Origin of the sequence: Synechococcus sp. B60.1 (genome assembly GCF_047462555.1) — a bacterium.
Classification (GTDB): domain Bacteria; phylum Cyanobacteriota; class Cyanobacteriia; order Thermostichales; family Thermostichaceae; genus Thermostichus.
Genome location: NZ_JANSJN010000066.1, coordinates 1 through 17,299 on the forward strand (window position 1 = coordinate 1; position 17,299 = coordinate 17,299).

The following is a 17,299-nucleotide window of genomic DNA, read 5'->3' on the forward strand; positions in this document are numbered from 1 at the left end:
TGATCAATCCATCCTGCTTCCGAAGTTGGTTTGCTAAGTGTTGCTACTGTACCCCTTGATTCCTTAACAGGCTGTATCTCTTCAATTATTTTTCTGGTCGATCTCAAGGCTAATTTTTTGTTCTCAGTTTAATCTCTATTTCTATCACGAGAAATAGGCATTGGCCATTCAGTTTGGATCCCACGTAAGGCTAACTTATACAAGCTCTAGAGCCTTGGGTTCTGAGATTGGCGGGATCCCGTTGTGCAACTGGAGCCGAGTCCTTCCTCTGGGGGTGAGGGGAGATCTTTGTTCTTGAGAAGTCTTCTCCTGCCGAGGGTAGATGCAAACCTAGAGTAAGCCTGATCCCTCATTCAAGCAGCCAGGAAGCCTGGGGATCCCACTCTCGATCCCTGGAAAGGACTTTTCTCTGTCCCGCCGCTAGAAAAGGTGGGCTTCGGTTCTCCATCACCGACTTGGACTGGGGAAAAACCCTAGGCCGTTGTGAACTCGGGGTGTGCGTTGTTCTGGGTGTCGGTGTTGCAAATTGACGGTTTCTCCCCCCAGCACCAAGGTGGAAGCATTGCCCCCATCCAAGTTCAGGGCATGGCGACAGCCCAATTGCTGCATCAACTGCGCCATCTCCAGCAGGGTGAGCCCTTGATTTTCCTGGGCATTGCCGGCGGTCACCCACAGCAAATGTCCGTTGTCCAGTTGACCGACGGCACTGCGGGCAGCCCGTTGGCGGCGGAAGAGGGGTTGAAATCCCTCTAATTGGGCATCCAGAACCACTTGGCCGTCCAAGAGCAAGAGCGGCCCTGCCCCTAGCATGTGGGGGTAGGCGGCCAGCTCTGGCGGATCCACAGTCCAGCTCAACTTGAGGCGATCCCCCGCGATCAGTTTGCCGGCTTCCAGGGCACCTTCCAGACCCCGCGCTGCCAATACGTAGCCGTTGGGAGGGATCGGCACCGTCAAACTACCGGCCAGGCCTGCCGGCAGAATGTCTTGCACCTGATCCTGCCGCACCATCAGGAGCATTTCACCATCCGTTTGGGTGGTGTAGGTGGATCCCCAATCAGGGGTGTACTGGGCAACTCCGGGCAGGATGTAGCCACTGTTGATGCCCACCAGCGGGATCCGATCCCCAAGGTCGTTGCGCAGCTCTGCCTGCATCTGCAAACGGGCAAAGCGCACGGATTGCCCTGCCGTCCCATCCGACCAAGCGATGACCCCACGGCCTAAGATGGGGCTGGAGATCCAGCGGCCATCCCGACGAATGGCTCCCAGCGGCTGGCGGGTGTTGCGATTGAAAAAACCGCCGTTGATGGCCGCCACGGCTCCCTGTTCAGGGCCAAAGGAAGACAGCTCCCCCAGACTCACCAAACTGGCAGGATTGGCCCAGATGGGGCGCAGTTGGCCCGCTGTAAGGGAAATGACCACGATGGCAACCGGGATCCGATCGTCCCCAATCCAGACTTCCTCTTGGTACAAAGGGATCCCCTGCACCACCCGCACAGGCTGCCAGTCGAGGAGCGTCTGGGCAGGGGCAACCGGGCTGTTGAGCAGGAGGAGAGTCGCTCCCACAGCGGCCAAGGTTTTAGGCAAAGCAACCCTCTTCACCAGCCCCTCTCGTTGTTGCTCTAGCCTCTTGGAGCTAAGTCGCTTCAAACCAGATTAAGACACTTTGCCACTCACCTGAGCGCTCCAGGCCGCTATAGGCGACCACCCCCGGCCCCTCTCCCTGAGGCACCCTCACCCCCGGCCCCTCTCCCTCAGGGAGAGGGGAGTTAGGTCGGTGCGTTCGCGACAGCGTTGTATAGCAATAACAACGTAGAGAAACGTTTTTTTGCTATTTGATTTTGCTATTTGATAACGACTACTCCTCCAGCCGACGACACTGGTGATAGCCCCTATCCGCCGGCGGCAAAGGTGGCCATCAAAATTAAAGAGAGCAAAATGCCCGGAAAGAGCAGCAGCACCAAGGTTAAAAACTCAGAAAGGCTCATGACAGCACAAAGAACAACAACCGAGGGCACCAGTCCCCAACCTAGCGATTCCGGCAGTCCTTCCCATCCTCCCTTTGGGATCCCTTAACAGTTGCAGCCGAGGGCGGCTTTTGAGGCTTTTCCCCTTCTGCCGGCGATATCCTGGCAAAGGGAAAGTCTTCTTCAAGCACTCCGATGGGCATCCAAGGCAGGCGTATTGCCGTCGAACCTGGGGATCTGCGTCCTTGGCTGCAAGAGGCCGTTTTGGCAGGGGGTGGCGAGCTGGTGCCGCTGGCCGAAGCGGAGGCGCTGGTGTGGGCAGATGCCTTTGACGTGCCCAAGCTCAAGCAGTGTCTTGCCGAAGGAAAGGGGATCCGCTGGGTGCAGTTGCCCTGGGCAGGAGTAGAACCTTTTGCCCAGGCAGGGGTTTTGGATCCCGCCTATGTGTGGACCTGCGGTAAGGGGGTGTACGCTCAGGCGGTGGCCGAACATGCCCTGGCCCTCACCTTGGCCGGCCTGCGGGATCTGAAGATCCGCGCTTTGGCCCAGACTTGGCAGCCGGGATCCGGCACCAGCCTCTGGGGCAGCCGCGTGGTCATCTTTGGGGCGGGCGGCATTGCCCAGGCGCTGATCCAGTTGTTACAGCCCTTCCGCTGTTCCATTGACGTGGTGCGGCGCAGGGCGGATCCCTTGCCAGGAGCTAGCCGGGTGGTGACGCTGGCAGAGCGGCAGGCGGTGTTGGCAGGGGCGGATGTGGTGATCCTGGCCTTGGCCCTCACCCCGGAAACAGAGGGGATCATCGCCCGGCCAGAGCTGGAGCAGATGGGATCCGGCTGCTGGCTGGTCAACGTGGCGCGCGGCAAACATGTCGTAACCGCAGATCTGGTAAGTGCCTTGCAGGAAGGGATCATTCGAGGCGCCGCCCTAGATGTTACAGACCCAGAGCCGCTGCCGGAGGGACATCCCCTCTGGAGCTTGCCCAATTGCCTCATTACCCCCCACACAGCCATTACCGATGCCATGATTGTCCCGGCCTTGTCCGAGCGGGTGCGGGAAAATGTGCGCCGCTTTCGGCTGGGGGAACCTTTGCTGGGGGTGGTGGATCCGGTTTTGGGCTATTGAGCCCTCACCCCTTGAGAGAGGGGAGCTAGGACTCGCGGGGGGCCATCTCCTGCACGCGAGCGGCAATGGCCTCGGCCATCTCTTGCGTGCCGACGGGATCCCCTTGCGCCAGGTCATAGGTGACGTATTTGCCTTCGGCAATGACCGACCGCACTGCCGCTTCTACCCTCGCGGCGGCTTCCCGCTCGCCCAGGTAGCGCAGCATCATGGCCCCGGAGAGGATAAGGGCAGAGGGGTTGACCTTGTTTTGGCCGGCATACTTGGGCGCCGAGCCGTGGATGGCCTCAAAAACCGCAATGCCATCCCCGATGTTGGCCCCTGGCGCCACCCCCAGCCCGCCGATCATGCCGGCGCACAAGTCGGAGATGATGTCCCCGTAAAGGTTGGTGAGCACCAGCACATCGTAGAGCTGCGGCTTCTGCATCAATTGCATACACATGTTGTCCACGATGCGATCTTCAAACTCGATGTCGGGGTACTCCTGGGCCACCTCCCGCGCCACCTGCAAAAACAGGCCGTCGGTAAACTTCATGATGTTGGCTTTGTGAACGGCCGTTACCTTTTTGCGGCCGTTTTGGCGGGCATATTCAAAAGCAAACTTGACAATGCGGCGGCTGCCAAACTCTGAGATGGGTTTGATGCCAAGAGCAGATCCCTCGCGGATGAACTTGCCGGAAAGACGCATCATCTCTTCGCGAGCGTGGGCTGCTTCGGGGGTGCCCCGCTCGAACTCAATCCCAGCGTAGAGATCCTCGGTGTTTTCCCGCACCACCACCAAATCCACGTCTGGAAAAGGGCTTTTGACGCCAGGGATGGACTTGGCCGGACGCAGGTTGGCGTAGAGGTCTAGCTCTTTGCGGATGGCCACATTCACCGAGCGAAAGCCGGTGCCCACGGGGGTGCCGATGGGCCCTTTGATAGCCAGCTTGGTTTCTCGGATCGACTCCAGCACCTGCGGCGGCAGAGGGGTGCCGTACTTTTCGATTACCTCTACTCCTGCCTCCACCGGGATCCACTCCAACTCAACCCCGGTGGCCTCCAAGACCGTGGTCATCGCCTTGGTTACTTCCGGGCCGATGCCATCGCCGGGGATCAACGTTACACGATAGGCCACAAATCCTTCTCCTCCCAGGATTGACACTGGTAGCCTGACCGGGATCCCGCCCAGCGCCGGACTTCAAGCCCGTTGGGGATCCCTAAGCTGAAACGAAGCTTAAACGACTATAGAACAGGTTGGAGCCATCAGGCGTCAGGGCAAACTCAATGCCTCTCCAGAACTGCCACCCCTAGAGAATCCGCAGCGGATCCACATCGAGACTGACGCGGATCCCTTGAGGGAGGTGTCCAAGGGCGCTGTGCAGGTGGACATCGATCTGGGCGCGATCCCAGGGCTGATCGGGAAGTTGTTTGAGCAGGATCTGCCAGCGGTAGCGGCCGGCAACCCGCTCCACTTGGGCCGGCCCTGGCCCCAACACCTCCGCCGGGATCCCTTGCAGACGTGTGGCCACCCGCTCGCAATAGCGCTCTAGCGCTTCCAGGCGGGTGCTGCTTAGGCGAATTAAAATCAAAGCCCGATAGGGGGGATAGCCCCCTTCCTGGCGTTGGCGCAGCTCGGCTTGCAAAAACCCTTCGTAGTCGTGGGCCAGCACGGCCCGCAAAATCGGGTGCTCCGGCAGATAGGTCTGGATGATCGCCTGGCCTGGCAAGGATCCCCGTCCTGAGCGGCCCGCCACCTGGGTCAGGAGCTGAAAGGTGCGCTCGCCAGCGCGGTAGTCAGGTTGGTGCAACAGCCCGTCGGCGGCCATCACCCCCACCAGCGTTACCTGGGGCATATCCAGCCCCTTGGTAAGCATCTGGGTGCCCACCAGCACCTGCGCTTGGCCACTGCGAAACTGCTCCAGCAAGTCCCGGTGGGATCCCTTGCGGCGAGTGGCGTCGCTGTCGTAGCGCAGGATCCCTAGCTGCGGCCAGTGCTGCTGCAGCACCTCCACCACCTTCTGGGTGCCAGTGCCGAAGTGCTTGAGGTAGGGCGAGCCACAGGCAGGGCAGCGCTGGGGATGGGGTTGGCGGGCGCCGCAGTAGTGACAGCGCAGCTCTTGCCCGCCCTCCACGTGAAAGGTGAGGGAGACATCGCAATGGGCGCAGGTGAGGACAAAGCCGCAACTGCGACAGAGGACAAAGGTGCTGTAGCCGCGGCGGGGAACAAAGAGGATGGCCTGTTCCCCCCTGTCCAGCGTCTCCTGCAGAGCTTGTTGCAGGCGGCGGCTGAGAATGCTGCGGTTACCGGCCTGAAGTTCCTGGCGCATGTCCACCAGCTCCAGGTGGGGCAGGGTGGCCGGGATCCCCGCCTGGGGGATGCGCTGCGGCAAAGAGAGGCGAACCCAGCGCTGCGGATCCTGCAGGTGGGCGGCGTAGGTTTCCACCGCCGGTGTGGCACTGCCCAAAACCAAGGGACAGTTGGCCAGCTCGGCCCGCCACTCCGCCACCTGACGGGCGTGGTAACAGGGCTGGGGCTGATCCTGCTTGAAGCTGTCATCGTGCTCCTCGTCCAAAACAATCAGGCCGAGATTGGCCAAAGGGGCAAACACCGCCGAGCGGGTGCCGATCACCACCTGGGGAGCAGAGACCAACATCTGCCGCCAGAGGTCGTAGCGCTCCCCTGCCGAGAGGCCGCTGTGGTAGGTCCACACGCGGGATCCCAGCCGCGCCCGAAAGCGATCCGTCAGTTGCGGGGTAAGGCCAATCTCCGGCACCAGCACCAAGGCCGACCGCCCCTGCTGCAGCACCTGGGCAATGACTTGCAGGTAGACCTCCGTCTTGCCGGAGCCGGTGACCCCGTGCAGCAGAAAGCGTTGGTTTTGCCCCAGCGCTTGGCAAATGGCCGCCACTGCCTCGGCCTGGGCTGGCGTCAGAGGCTTGGGCCAATCTTTCTCCACAGGCCGGCCGGCCTCCCCCAACCGCAGCAGAGGTCGCTCGTAGAGGTGCACCCGGCCTTTGCGGGCCAGGCTCTGCAACACGGACCGGCTCACCCCTGCCAGACGCTCCCACTCGACCAGCAGCAGCTCCCCCCCCTTTTGCTTGAGGATCTGCAGCGCCTTCTGCTGGGGCAAGCTCAGCCCCTCCAGCGACTCCTCCACTAGGGTGGCTGCCTGTTGGGTTTTCACCCTGCCCCCCTGCTGCTCCTGCCAGAAGCTCTCCACCCAACCCCGCCGCTGCAGCTCCCGCAGAGCCACCTCGGCGCCAGGCACCTGCTGCTGGAGGTAACGCCAAGACAGCTCCCCCCCCTTCTCCTGGAGCAGCCGCAGCAGAGCCTGGGCAGCCGGCGAACATTCCCCGCGCGGGGATCCCACCAGGCGGATTCGCCGCTGGGAGCGGCTCAGCAAGCCCGGCGGCAAAACAGTGCGCACCACCTGGGCCAGGGGGGTGAGGTAGTAGTCGGCTACCCGCTGCAGCAGCGGCCAGAACTCCTTGGGCAGGATCCCTTTGGCCACCACCGCTTCAATCTCCCGCACCGACTGGGGATCCACTCCTGTCGGCAGCTCCGAGCGCCAACCCAGCGCCAGCGCCCCCGCCACCTGTGGACCAAAGGGAACGCTGAGGAGATCGCCCGCTTCTGGCTCCCATCCCTCTGGCACGCGATAGGTGAAGCAGCCCCCCAAGTGGGGATGATCCACCCACACCTCCAGCCAGCGGGGAGGAGCAGGATCCCTCACGGTCGAGGCAAAAACCGCGGCAGATCCACTGCCCGCTTATCGGGGCGAGCCGGCAAAGGCCGGGACTGTTCGCGTAAGCGGGACGGAGTCCATAGCCCAGACTTGGGCTTGGCGGCCTGGAGCGAGGCGAGAGACTCAGACCGTGTTGGCATGTCGGCAGTATTGGGATCCGCTGCACCAGCGCGAGGTGGGATGTCTAGTCCCTTGCGCTCCAAAGCCGTCTTCAGGCTGAGCAGGTGCATCTGCTGCTGCTCGTACTTCTCTCTCAGGGAGCGGTTTTCTTCGGAGAGGGCGGCGCGTTCCGCCTGCAAGGCCCTCACCTGCCCCTCCAAGGCCTCTGTTTGCTCCTGCAGATGGGTGACAGCGATCTGGGCAGAGCGCAATTGCGATTGCCAGGTGGGTTGGTCGGCAAGCTGGGCCAGAGCTGCTTGGAGCCGCTGCTCCAGATCACCAAGGCGCTGCTGGGCCTGGGCGTACTGTTCCTCCAGACGGCGGTGCTCCTGCTGCCAATGGGCAATTTCCGCCTGCGCTTGGGAGAGGGCAGCTTGCAGCGCTTCGACCTGGGCTTGCCACTGCTGTTGCTGCTCCTGGGAGTCGTGACGCCATTGCTCTTGCTGAGCTTGCAAAGCAGCCAGCTGCGCCTGGGCATCGGCCAGGGCCGCTTCCAATTCCTGACGTTGTTCCTGCCAGCGCTGCTCCGCTTCCGCCTCTGTCTCGGCATAGCCCGCCAGACGCGCCTCGAGATGTTCCCGCTGTTCTTGCCAGGCTGCCTGTTGGTCGTTGTACAGAGCCCGCAGGCTGTTCAGCTCCGCCTGGGTTTCGGCAATTTGGGTGCGGGCCAACGAAAGCTCTGCCTTGAAACGCTGTAACATCTCCACCCGTTTTTCCGCCAGGTCTTGCGCTTCCAGCAGAGAAGCCTGGAGCTCCTGCTGACGGTGTTCCCACTGACGGCGCTCCTGGGCATGGGCCAGCCGCAGCTGCTCGATCTGCTCCTGTAAGGCTTCGATGTCTTGGCGCTGCCGCTCGTTGAGGCGTTGCCGCGCCGCCAGCTGAACTTCCTGCTCCGAGAGCTGAACCTTTTGCTCTGCCAAAGTTTGTTGCAACTGGCGCAGGGCGTGTTCCCGCTCCTGCAGCATCTTTTCTTGCTCAGCCACCTTCTGGCGTAGAACCCGGCATTCCGCTTCCAAAGCAGCGTCTGCAGGCGTTTGGGCTTTCAATTGCAAGAGCTCTATCTGCTGTTGCTGCTTGCGAGACTGCAGTTCCCTCTCGGCCAGTTGAGTGCGCAGCGCCTGCACTTCGGCTTGTAGCTTTTCCTGAAGGATAAGCCGTTCTTGCAGCTCTGCTTCGACTTTAAGCAGCCGTGACTCCAACTGCTGCCGCTGCCTCAGGGCCAACTGCCGCTCTGGATTGGGATCCGGTTCCGTTCGTGTCAGCGGGACGGAGTCCTTGGCCGACTGGCCAGCTTGAGCCTCGAGAAAGGTAGGATCCGAGTCACCTGAGGAGGAAGCACGCATAGGTTGAAGCGAAGATGAAGATGGGGAGGTACAGGATAAAGTTCCCTGCAGTATAGAGAAGTTTTCCGGTGGGTTCAAGCTGGGGAATGGATCTTGTAAGGTCTCTTTCCGATTCCTCTCCGCCCGCCCTGGGGTGACATCGAGGCTTGTTGGCCGCACCTCTCGTCTTGGGGGCTCCGCATCAGAGAGTTGAGCTGGCAGCGGAACATCTGTTTGGCCGTTTTTTCGCCGCGGAGCGTGCACGCGACGAGAAGACGTCTCCCTCCCCCCAGAGGTAAACTCCGGCCCGTGGTTGCCTTGAGAGCTTGCCACGATTGCCCCCTTTCTTCACCCACGACACCCCTACCACTGCTGGAGATCCCTACAGACCGCCCCCACCAATAGTTTGCACCATTTTTTATTGGCACCATACAATTCGGCGGTGTTTGAACGCGTCTTTATCCAACGGCGGGGGCCCTTCGCCCAGGGATCGGCGTAGGTCTCCAAGGGATTGAGGCAGCGTCAGGCTGAATGGATCGACGCTTTGAGGTTCTGATACAGTCACGCTGAACACCGCTGTTCGCGACAGCGGGACGGAGTCCCCACAGGATGGCGACATCCCGCAACGCCCTGAGGAAGATCCCCAGAGCTCCATTCCAATCCCGCGGCAAGGTGTGTTTGCACACGGGACACCGGAACACTCGGCTGCCTTGCAGCCCAGAGTGGACAGAGCCGCACCTGGTGCAGGTCTGGCTGGTGTAGGCCTCGGAAACGTCCACCACCGTCTGCTATCAGACCAATGGAGCTTAGCGGACTCGAACCGCTGACCCCTTCAATGCCATTGAAGTGCTCTACCAACTGAGCTAAAGCCCCAGTCGCAGCTTTCTGGCAAGAGCGTGGGCAGGAGACTTATGCCTGCTCTAGGCTGCAATTTTAGCCTGTAGAAGCTGCTTTGGCGGTGAAGAGTACGGGAATCCATCCTAAATAGACAGGAGATCCTTGTCAAGAGTTGGGTTAGAGCGTTCAATGACGAAAGTAGGTAGAGCAGGGATCCACCTGGCTCCTGCCCTCTGCCGCAGGAGCTTGCCGGGTGATAGAACGGAGTCAGTAACGGTTGGAGGGCTTGTGACCCAGGGATCTCAGCTTGACCGCATTTTGGCCGCTTCCTTGCTGGTGGTCTGCCTGATTGCGGCTGTTATTGGCGGCACACGACCTGCCGCAGAGTCGGTTCGGGGTGGCGTCGGGCTAGAGGCCCCCCGAGGGGCAAATCGCATTGAGGTGGTCACCATCGAGGGAACGATCGGAGGCCCGCGGGGCTCGACTTTGGTGGGTTTGCCAACTTCTCCTTTGGATCAGCTGCGGGAAGCCATCGAGGATCGCGCCGTTAAGGCCGTGTTGCTGCGCATCAACAGTCCTGGGGGAGCCGTGGGATCCAGCCAGGAACTCTACCGCGCCGTCACGGCCCTGCGGGAGGCCGGTAAGCCGGTGATCGCCGTCATGGAGGACGTTGCCGCCAGCGGCGGCTACTACGTGGCCAGTGCTGCCGACAAGATCTACGCCAACCCAGGTACTCTGACCGGCAGCATAGGGGTAATCATTAGCGGCCTTAACTTTGGCAAGTTGCTCGAGAACTACGGCGTAGAGCCGCAGACCTTCAAAACCGGCGAGTACAAAGACATTCTTTCCCCTTTCCGCGCTGCTACCCCTCAGGAGCAACGTCTGCTGCAAGACTTGGTGGAGGATACCCTCGACCAGTTTGTTCGCGATGTGGCCCGTGGACGCCAGCGCTTGCCGGAAAACGAGGCAGAAAAGGTGCTGGATGCGGAGATGATCGCGCGGCGGCAAAGCTTGGATGAAGCGCGGGTGCGACAGTTGGCCGATGGGCGCATCTTCACCGGGGCGCAGGCTGTAGAGTTGGGCCTGGTGGATGCCCTGGGAGGATATACCGAAGCCGTGGAAGATCTGCGGCGGATGACGGGGGATCCCTCCTTGTCACCAGCAGGGGAGAGAGATCCGTTCCAACGCGCCCTGCAGCGGCTCTTGAGCCAAGGACTGCCTCCGCAAGGGCAAAATCTCTGGCTGGCCCGACTGTTGGGAAGCAACGAGGTGGCCGGGATCCCGGAAGTGCCGCTGCTGTGGATGGCGCCCGGCTGGACTTTGCGCTAAACCTGACAGTGATGAATAGACTTGGTGTGAGGGGTGAAGCTGTGGATCAAGAATTGTCCACGCCGGACGACGCTTCTGCGCTGGCGGCGGCCGTGCATAGCCCTCTGGCCACGGCGTTTGCCCCGTGGATCCAGAGCGATGCCCTAGGCCAGGGATCCCAGGGGGCGGATCCCGTTGGCGAGACGGGGTTCTGGCCGGATTGCAACCCAGAGCGGGAGCTGCTGACCAGCCGGGCATGGGTGGAAATTGACGCGGCCCAATTGCGAGAAAATCTGCGTCTGTTGCAGACCCGCCTGGGCCCAAATGTGGAGATCTGGGCAGTGGTCAAGGCCAATGCCTATGGCCATGGAGCTCGCTTGCTGGCTCCCCTGCTGGTGGCTGCCGGCGCCAAGGGGCTGTGTGTGGCCACCCTGTCAGAAGGGATCGAGCTGCGCCAGGCCGGCCTCCAGGCTCCCATCCTGGTCTTGGGTGCTTTGAATACCTGGGCCGAGCTGCAGCAGGCCATGGCTGCACGGCTGGAGGTTAGCCTTACCCGGGCCGAGCAAATTCCCCTGCTGCGCCAGGTGGCCCGTTGGGCTGGGCGCCCTGTCCCCGTCCACCTCAACGTGGATACAGGCATGACGCGCTTGGGGATCCCTTGGCAGAAGGCTGCCGCCGTGTGGGGGCAGATCTGCCGGATCCCCGAGCTGGAAGGCTGTAGCCTATTTTCCCACTTCGCAACAGCAGATGAGCCCGATTCTCCGGTGATGGCCCAGCAAGAGGCCCGCTTTGCCCAGGTGGTGGAGCAGATCCGCCAGGCCGGGGATCCCTTGCCCCCCCTGCATCTGGATAACTCCGCCGGCGCCCTCACCCGTCTTCACTACTCCCGCGTGCGGCTGGGGTTGGCTCTCTATGGCTTGTCTCCTGCCCCGCACCTGCAGGTGCCGGGGCTGAGACCAATCCTGCGCCTTAAAGCGCGGCTGACCCACATCCAAACCGTACCCGCCCACACCGGCGTCAGCTACGGGCATTGCTACATTACCTCTCGCCCCAGTCGTATTGCCACCCTAGCCATCGGCTATGCCGATGGGATCCCCCGGCGGCTTTCCGGCTGGCTGCGAGGGTGGGTGCGCGGCGGCCTCATCCAGCAGGTGGGCATGATCACGATGGATCAGTGCATGTGGGATGTAACCGAGAGGCCGGATATTCAGGTGGGCGATGTGGTGGAGCTGCTGGGCCCTCACGTAGAGAGGATGGGCTTATCCATCCAGGATTGGGCGGATCAGTTGAGCACTATTTCCTATGAACTGCTGTGCGGACTTTCTGCCCGCCTGCCGAGGATACTCGTCAACGAAGGGGCCGCTAGCAGTAGCCCTGTTTGCTGAGCTGGGTACGCTAGAGGGTAGCAGATCCTGGCTGGAAGAGAGGCGGGGACAATTCGCCATCGGCAATGGAAAGGAGGCAGCCATGGAGGCACGCAAACCCCTAAGGAGGCTGGAAAATCAAATGGAGCGAGCCGTCCTCGAAGCCGTAAACGAGATGCTCCTGCTGGAAAGCCAGCAGCGCTACTGCTCCTGCGAAAGATTCTGTCACGATGCAGCCGCCCTGGCCCTCAACAACCTCCCACCTCGCTACGCCACCAGCTTTGAAGGCTCCATCTCCACTCTGGAAGCTATCCAAGCGGATCAAGAGCTGCAGAGGCAAATTCGCCTGGAGGTGGCGAAGGCGATGGACAGGGTGGCGGCCAATCCCCGCTGTCCAGAGCCTGACTGCCCGCTGCTACAGAGCGATGCTGAGACGGTAGAGTTAGAGCTAGCTCCCAGTGATACCTGACTTCGAGGAATGGCTGCAAGCGTCTCCCCTGTGCCCGTGGCCTTTCTAGGCCCTGCCGGAACCTATACGGAGTTGGCCGCTCTGCTGGCCTGTCCTGAGCAGCCTCATCTGCACAGCCAGGGATCCCATCCTCTGGAGCCCTACCCCACCATTGGCGCCTGCTTGTCAGCGGTGGCTACTGGCCAGCAAGAATGGGCGGTGGTGCCGGTGGAAAACTCCGTCGAGGGCGGGGTCTCGATGACCTTGGATGCCCTCTGGCAACTGGAGGGGCTGAGCATTCGCCAGGCGCTGATCCTGCCAATCCGTCATGCCCTCATCGGTTGTGCCTCCCGGCTGGAGCAGATTGAGCAGGTCTATTCCCATCCCCAAGCCTTGGCCCAATGTCAGGCGTGGCTGCGATCCCATCTGCCCCAGGCCACCTTGATCCCGACCCGCTCGACCACCGAAGAATTGGATCGGCTGCGAGCGCAGCCCAACGCTGCCGTCGTTGCCTCAGAGCGGGCCGCTGAGCTCTACCAACTGCCGGTCTTGGCCTGTCCCATCAACGACCACCCGGATAATTGCACCCGCTTTTGGGTGGTGGGCCGCCGTGGATCCTCACCGGGGGGATCCCATACTTCCTTGGCCTTCAGCCTGCCCCACAATGTGCCGGGGGCGCTGCTAAAGCCGCTGCAAGTCTTTGCGGAGCGGGGCCTCAATATGTCGCGCATCGAGTCGCGCCCCACCAAAAAATCGGCGGGTACCTATGTCTTTTTTGTCGATCTGGAGAACCCGGTTGGCCAGCCCTACCTGGATGCAGAGGTGATCGCTGCCCTGGAAGGGATCGCAGAAACCCTGAAGCTTTTCGGCAGCTACCCCGTCCACGACCTCTGCAAGTCGAGTGAGAGCCTTTCCCTCGCCTCCTAGCGCCAGCTTCAGAGGCTTCCCAAGGGCGGCCACCAGCGAGTTTTTCCCCATAGGGGAGGGCAAGGCGTTGAAGGGAGGAGTTGCTACTGGTTGTCCAGGGCTTGGTAGTTCTGCCAGGCTTGCCAAAAAACGTAGAGGGAAAGCCCAGCAAGAAAGGTTCGGAAAAGCAGGCTGACGATCTCATCCGGCAGCTTGGGCAGGGTGCGGGTGCTGATCTGGACGCCGACCAACCCCCCTGTACCCAGGATCAGGCCCGGGAGCCAGAGCACATTCTGGCGGATGGTGCCATCTCCAAAGCCGAGAGCGTTCGCCATCCAGTTGCCCAGGCCCGCATGGCCGAGGGTAGCAGCAGTTGCCGTGAGAACAATTGCCCCCAAACTGGTTTGGATGGCCACCTTGAGGGTTTCCCGCAACAGCAGGATCTGCAGCGGCACCATGATGATGCCACCGCCGATGCCGAAAAGCCCCGCCAACAAGCCAGCAGCGCCACCAGTGAGGGTGCGGGCTAGCCACGGCGGCATCTGACTGCCGGCAGCAACAACTGGCCTCTCCAACGCTTGGGCGTGGGCGACCACGGTTTTGCGCAGCTCCACCAGGTAAATGTTCGACAGCAACAGCACCCCAAAGGCCGCTAGTAGCAGATAGCCGGGCAGGCGACTGGCGAGGATCGCCCCCCCCTGAGCTGTAACCAGAGCCGGGATCCCTAGCAGGATCACCCGTTTGGGATCCAGCATCCCCATGCGCCAGTTTTGGATGCTGCCCGCCAGGGAGGTGAGGAGAATGGAAAAGTTGCTGGTGGCCACCGCCTGCAGCGGCGGGATCCCCAAGCTCACCTGCAGGGGCACCAAGATTGTCCCGCCGCCGATACCCAGAAAGCCGGCTAGGATCCCTGCCACCAGGCCGCCGATTGCCAAGGCCAACCCCTCTTCTACCACGATTGCTCAACCTTGCCTCTCCACCAAGCCTTTGCCATCCTCGCCCTCCCCACCCATGACCGGCTGCCAGAAGATACCGCCTGGATGCCGGCGGCAAAGCTAAGACAAAAAGCTCCGGCAGGGTTTGGCCTCCCTCCAGGCGCATCCATCTAAGGCAATCCGCTCCACCTCGGAAGCCAACTTCAAGGCCTTCAGGGCCTGCTCCCCGCCCACCGACGGCTGATTGCCCCCCCGCACACAGTTAATAAAGTGCTCCAGCTCGGCGTGGAGCTTGTCAATGGGGTCGATGTGAACCTTCTCGATGAGGCAATCCCGCTGGTAGGATCCCTGGCCGTAGTCGCTGCTGCTGCCGCCTCCCTGGCGGTAGATGGAGATCTCGTTGTGCAGAAAGTCGGCCTCCACGAGGGCATTTTTGCAGTGGACGGCAATTTTGCGCACCTTGCGGTGGGTAACCTTGCTGGCCGTGAGGGTGGCGATGGCGCCGTTGGCAAAGGTGAGGGTGGCAGTGACGTAGTCCAGGTAGCCCAGCTTGGAGGCGCGGTTGCCGCTGGCGGTAATTTGGGTTACTGGGGAAGGGATCAGCTCCAGCAACAGGTCGATGTCGTGGATCATCAGGTCAAACACCACCGACACGTCGCTGGCGCGGTCGGAATAAGGGCTAAGGCGATGGGCCTCAAAGGCCAAGGGTTCCTCGCGCTGCAAAACTTGCCCCAGCCTTTGAAAAACAGGGCTGAAGCGCTCGATGTGCCCCACCTGCAAAATGCAATTGCAATCGGCGGCGCGGTTGACCAGGGATTCTGCCTCGCCAATGCTGGCGGCAATGGGCTTTTCGATCAGCACATGAACCCCCGCCTCTAGGCAGGCGATGCCCACCTCGTGGTGCAAAACCGTCGGCACAGCGATGGCCACTGCCGCTACGTGGGGCAGGAGGTCGCGGTAATCTTCGTAGAAGTGAACGCGGTGGCGGCTGGCCACATCCAAGCCTCGCTCCACATTGATATCGGCTACCCCTACAACCTGCACATCCTTCATCAGGCTGAAGACGCGGGTGTGGTGCTGGCCCATGTTGCCAACCCCAATCACGCCGACGGGGACAGGCTGCCCTGTGTAGGCCGGTGGACGGCGGGGAGAGTTGGCAGGACTCGGGCAGGATCGGGCCATAGGTTTCCACTACCTCCACCACAGGGTTTTCGCAAGCCACACCCCGTTTTCCAGCAACGGAGCGCAGCTTTTTCCCCAAACAAACTGCACAAAGCTTACCATGCCTTCCTCAAATCCAGTTCAGCCCAGGAATCGGCGGCAGGCGCAGGGGTGCTCGCTCACAGGCCTGGGGGCTAAAGCAAAAGAGCGGGGTCGGCGTGGGGCGAAACCACATGCGGGCATAGAACCCACTGGGGCTAAGGGGGAGGCCAAACCAAATCGGGAAAAAGAAGACAAAAGACGCCAAAACCAAGCCCACCGCCGTGATGCTCGCCCTGCGCCAGAAGCGACGGGAGTGCCGCCAGCCCAGCAGCACCAGCCAGGCCAGGGCCAGCGTGCTAAAGGCCAGAGCACTCATGTAGTGGTAGATGAAAACGCAGCGGCTAACGATAAACCAGGGCAGGTAGTTGGCTGCATAGCCAATTAGGATAAAGGCTTCCAGGCCGTGGAAGCGCCGGATCCCGCGCCAGACCAGTACCAAGATGGATCCCGTCCCCAGCCACCACAGCCAGGGATTGCCTAGGCCATGGACGACTCGCCACAGATCGCCCTGGGTGCTGAAGTAGTAGCCCACCGGGCGGCCCATAATCGGCCAAGACCAGGCCCCTGCCGAGGCCAAGGGGGTAGTCAGCCAAGGGCGCAGCGCCGGGAACCAGGCCACCAGGGAGCGCAAGCTGGTGGAGCAATAGGGGTGAACAGGGGTGTTTTCATCCACCACGAGATCGGCATGGAGGTGCCCGCTGTAAACGGATTGGTTGATGAGCACCAGGGATCGAAAGTAGTTCTGGATCCCCGTCCAGCTCCAATCCAGGGTTAGCCCCTGCTGCGGGTTAAGCTGCAGGTGAGGGATCCACTGGATGGCATAGAAGGCCAGGGGGGCGAGGACGAAGCAGAAGACGTAGTGCCACCAGCGCAGGTGGCGGATTGGGATCAAAATGCCCAAGCGGGGGATCCACTGCGGGCGCAGCCAGACCACCCCCCAGACGAGGATCCCCAGCAGGGCAAACATGAAGGCAAACCAGAGGCCATTCCACTTTACCGAAGCCGCCGCCCCCAGCAGGATCCCGGAGCCAGTGAGGTGGAGAGTCCGCTGCCAGCCACGGCGTTCTAGCCCGCTCAGGAGCAAAATCGAGGCCGCCAGGCCAAAGGCCACCAAATACACGTTAATCAGGCCAAAGCGAGACTCCACCAGAAACAGCCCGTCGGTTAGGAGCAGCACCCCGCTCAAGAGGGCAAAGCCGACGTGGTAAGTAAGGCGATAGGCCAAGCCGGTGAGCAAAAGCGGAATTAAGGATCCACACAGGGCGGTGGCCAAGCGAAAGCCCCACTCGTTGCGGCCAAAGAGTTGGATGCTGAGGGCGATGAAGTACTTCCCCAGAGGCGGATGCACGTCGTAGAAGGGTTTGCCGTCGAGGTAATTTTGGGCAAACTCAGGAAAATACACCTCGTCAAACACTGGAGCCGGCAACTCGGCCAGACGCCAGAGGCGTAGCCCTAGGCTTACCAGAAAGATAGCGAGCGCCCCCCCCAGCAGCCAGCGGCGGTCTCCCGCTGGCCCAATCGCAGCCGGAGCAGGAGTAGCAGTCTCTGTCTCTGGAGGAAAGTTGCCAGCCGCTGCCTCAGCGCGGGTGGAGGGAGCTAGGAGCGGGTTGTCCCTTTCCGGCCTTGTGGGTTGGGGAGGGTGGGGTTCAGACGTCATGGGCAGGAGAAGTCTCCACTAAGACGGCAGCAACGTTCTCAGTGCTACTTTAACCTGCCGCATGCATTAGGCCAGCCCCCAGTTCCCCTAGGTGCAGGGCTAGCCCCGCAGAAAGCGTCTAAGGAGTGGGGCTGGGGGTGGGAATGACCAGCTCCACGGCAGTATCCAGTCGCGAGGGGGGTGGTGGGGCTTCACCTGGGGCCAAATTGAGGTAGGGGGCTAGGGGGTGATTGGCTTTCCAGCGGGATCCGACTTCGGCGGCCATTTGGGTGACTTGGATTTGATAAAG

13 protein-coding genes and 1 tRNA gene are annotated in these 17,299 nt (G+C 61.6%); 5 read left to right on the forward strand and 9 right to left on the reverse strand.

Translation table 11 applies throughout. The features are described from left to right. Nucleotides 1-447: 447 nt before the first annotated feature. Complete coding sequence (locus NW863_RS08620; protein WP_414365804.1) at nt 448-1,584, reverse strand: phosphodiester glycosidase family protein; 1,137 nt, start codon at nt 1,582-1,584, stop codon at nt 448-450. A gap of 575 nt (nt 1,585-2,159) precedes the next feature. On the opposite strand from NW863_RS08620, the gene NW863_RS08625 reads away from it, so the two are divergent. Continuing rightward, nucleotides 2,160-3,086, forward strand: coding sequence for a D-isomer specific 2-hydroxyacid dehydrogenase family protein (locus tag NW863_RS08625; RefSeq protein ID WP_414365805.1), 927 nt, complete (start codon nt 2,160-2,162; stop codon nt 3,084-3,086). A 25-nt stretch (nt 3,087-3,111) separates the two neighbouring features. On the opposite strand, the gene NW863_RS08630 is transcribed toward NW863_RS08625, so the two are convergent. The 5 genes from NW863_RS08630 to NW863_RS08650 all read right to left on the reverse strand — a co-directional run bounded on the left by NW863_RS08630 (nt 3,112) and on the right by NW863_RS08650 (nt 9,165). Next, nucleotides 3,112-4,200, reverse strand: a complete 1,089-nt coding sequence (locus NW863_RS08630) for an isocitrate/isopropylmalate dehydrogenase family protein (RefSeq protein WP_414365806.1) — start codon at nt 4,198-4,200, stop codon at nt 3,112-3,114. Nucleotides 4,201-4,372: 172 nt separating this feature from the next. Beyond that, the gene (priA, locus tag NW863_RS08635) at nt 4,373-6,799 is read right to left on the reverse strand and encodes a primosomal protein N' (RefSeq protein ID WP_414365807.1); all 2,427 of its coding nucleotides are present in this window, start codon (nt 6,797-6,799) and stop codon (nt 4,373-4,375) included. Continuing rightward, a complete protein-coding gene (locus tag NW863_RS08640; RefSeq protein WP_414365808.1) occupies nt 6,796-8,313 on the reverse strand; it encodes a hypothetical protein in 1,518 nt (505 codons plus the stop codon). Before NW863_RS08640 ends, priA begins: the two co-directional genes overlap by 4 nt. 437 nt (nt 8,314-8,750) lie before the next feature. After that, the gene (locus NW863_RS08645) at nt 8,751-9,074 is read right to left on the reverse strand and encodes a zinc ribbon domain-containing protein (RefSeq protein WP_414365809.1); all 324 of its coding nucleotides are present in this window, start codon (nt 9,072-9,074) and stop codon (nt 8,751-8,753) included. An 18-nt stretch (nt 9,075-9,092) separates the two neighbouring features. Further along, nucleotides 9,093-9,165 (reverse strand) — tRNA-Ala (locus NW863_RS08650). Between the two features lie 252 nt (nt 9,166-9,417). Between NW863_RS08650 and sppA the strand changes: the two genes are divergently transcribed. The 4 genes from sppA to pheA all read left to right on the forward strand — a co-directional run bounded on the left by sppA (nt 9,418) and on the right by pheA (nt 13,176). Further along, nucleotides 9,418-10,458 carry a signal peptide peptidase SppA gene (sppA, locus tag NW863_RS08655; RefSeq protein WP_414365810.1) on the forward strand — a complete coding sequence of 347 codons (1,041 nt, stop codon included), beginning with the start codon at nt 9,418-9,420 and terminating at the stop codon, nt 10,456-10,458. 41 nt (nt 10,459-10,499) lie between these two features. Then, nucleotides 10,500-11,822, forward strand: coding sequence for an alanine racemase (gene alr / locus NW863_RS08660; RefSeq protein WP_414365811.1), 1,323 nt, complete (start codon nt 10,500-10,502; stop codon nt 11,820-11,822). Nucleotides 11,823-11,904: 82 nt separating this feature from the next. Further along, on the forward strand, nt 11,905-12,270 hold the full coding sequence (locus tag NW863_RS08665) for a late competence development ComFB family protein (protein ID WP_414365812.1): 366 nt from the start codon (nt 11,905-11,907) through the stop codon (nt 12,268-12,270). Between the two features lie 9 nt (nt 12,271-12,279). After that, on the forward strand, nt 12,280-13,176 hold the full coding sequence (pheA, locus tag NW863_RS08670) for a prephenate dehydratase (protein ID WP_414365813.1): 897 nt from the start codon (nt 12,280-12,282) through the stop codon (nt 13,174-13,176). Nucleotides 13,177-13,259: 83 nt separating this feature from the next. Here the strand turns inward: pheA and NW863_RS08675 are convergent, their stop codons facing one another. From NW863_RS08675 to NW863_RS08685, 3 genes are all read right to left on the reverse strand, one after another. Then, nucleotides 13,260-14,111: a sulfite exporter TauE/SafE family protein gene (locus NW863_RS08675; protein ID WP_414365814.1), complete on the reverse strand. Its 852-nt coding sequence runs from the start codon at nt 14,109-14,111 to the stop codon at nt 13,260-13,262. Between the two features lie 99 nt (nt 14,112-14,210). Further along, nucleotides 14,211-15,272, reverse strand: coding sequence for a Gfo/Idh/MocA family oxidoreductase (locus NW863_RS08680; RefSeq protein WP_414365815.1), 1,062 nt, complete (start codon nt 15,270-15,272; stop codon nt 14,211-14,213). Between the two features lie 109 nt (nt 15,273-15,381). After that, nucleotides 15,382-17,010 (reverse strand): dolichyl-phosphate-mannose--protein mannosyltransferase, encoded by a 1,629-nt coding sequence (locus NW863_RS08685; protein ID WP_414365816.1) that lies wholly within the window; start codon nt 17,008-17,010, stop codon nt 15,382-15,384. Nucleotides 17,011-17,299 lie beyond the last annotated feature (289 nt).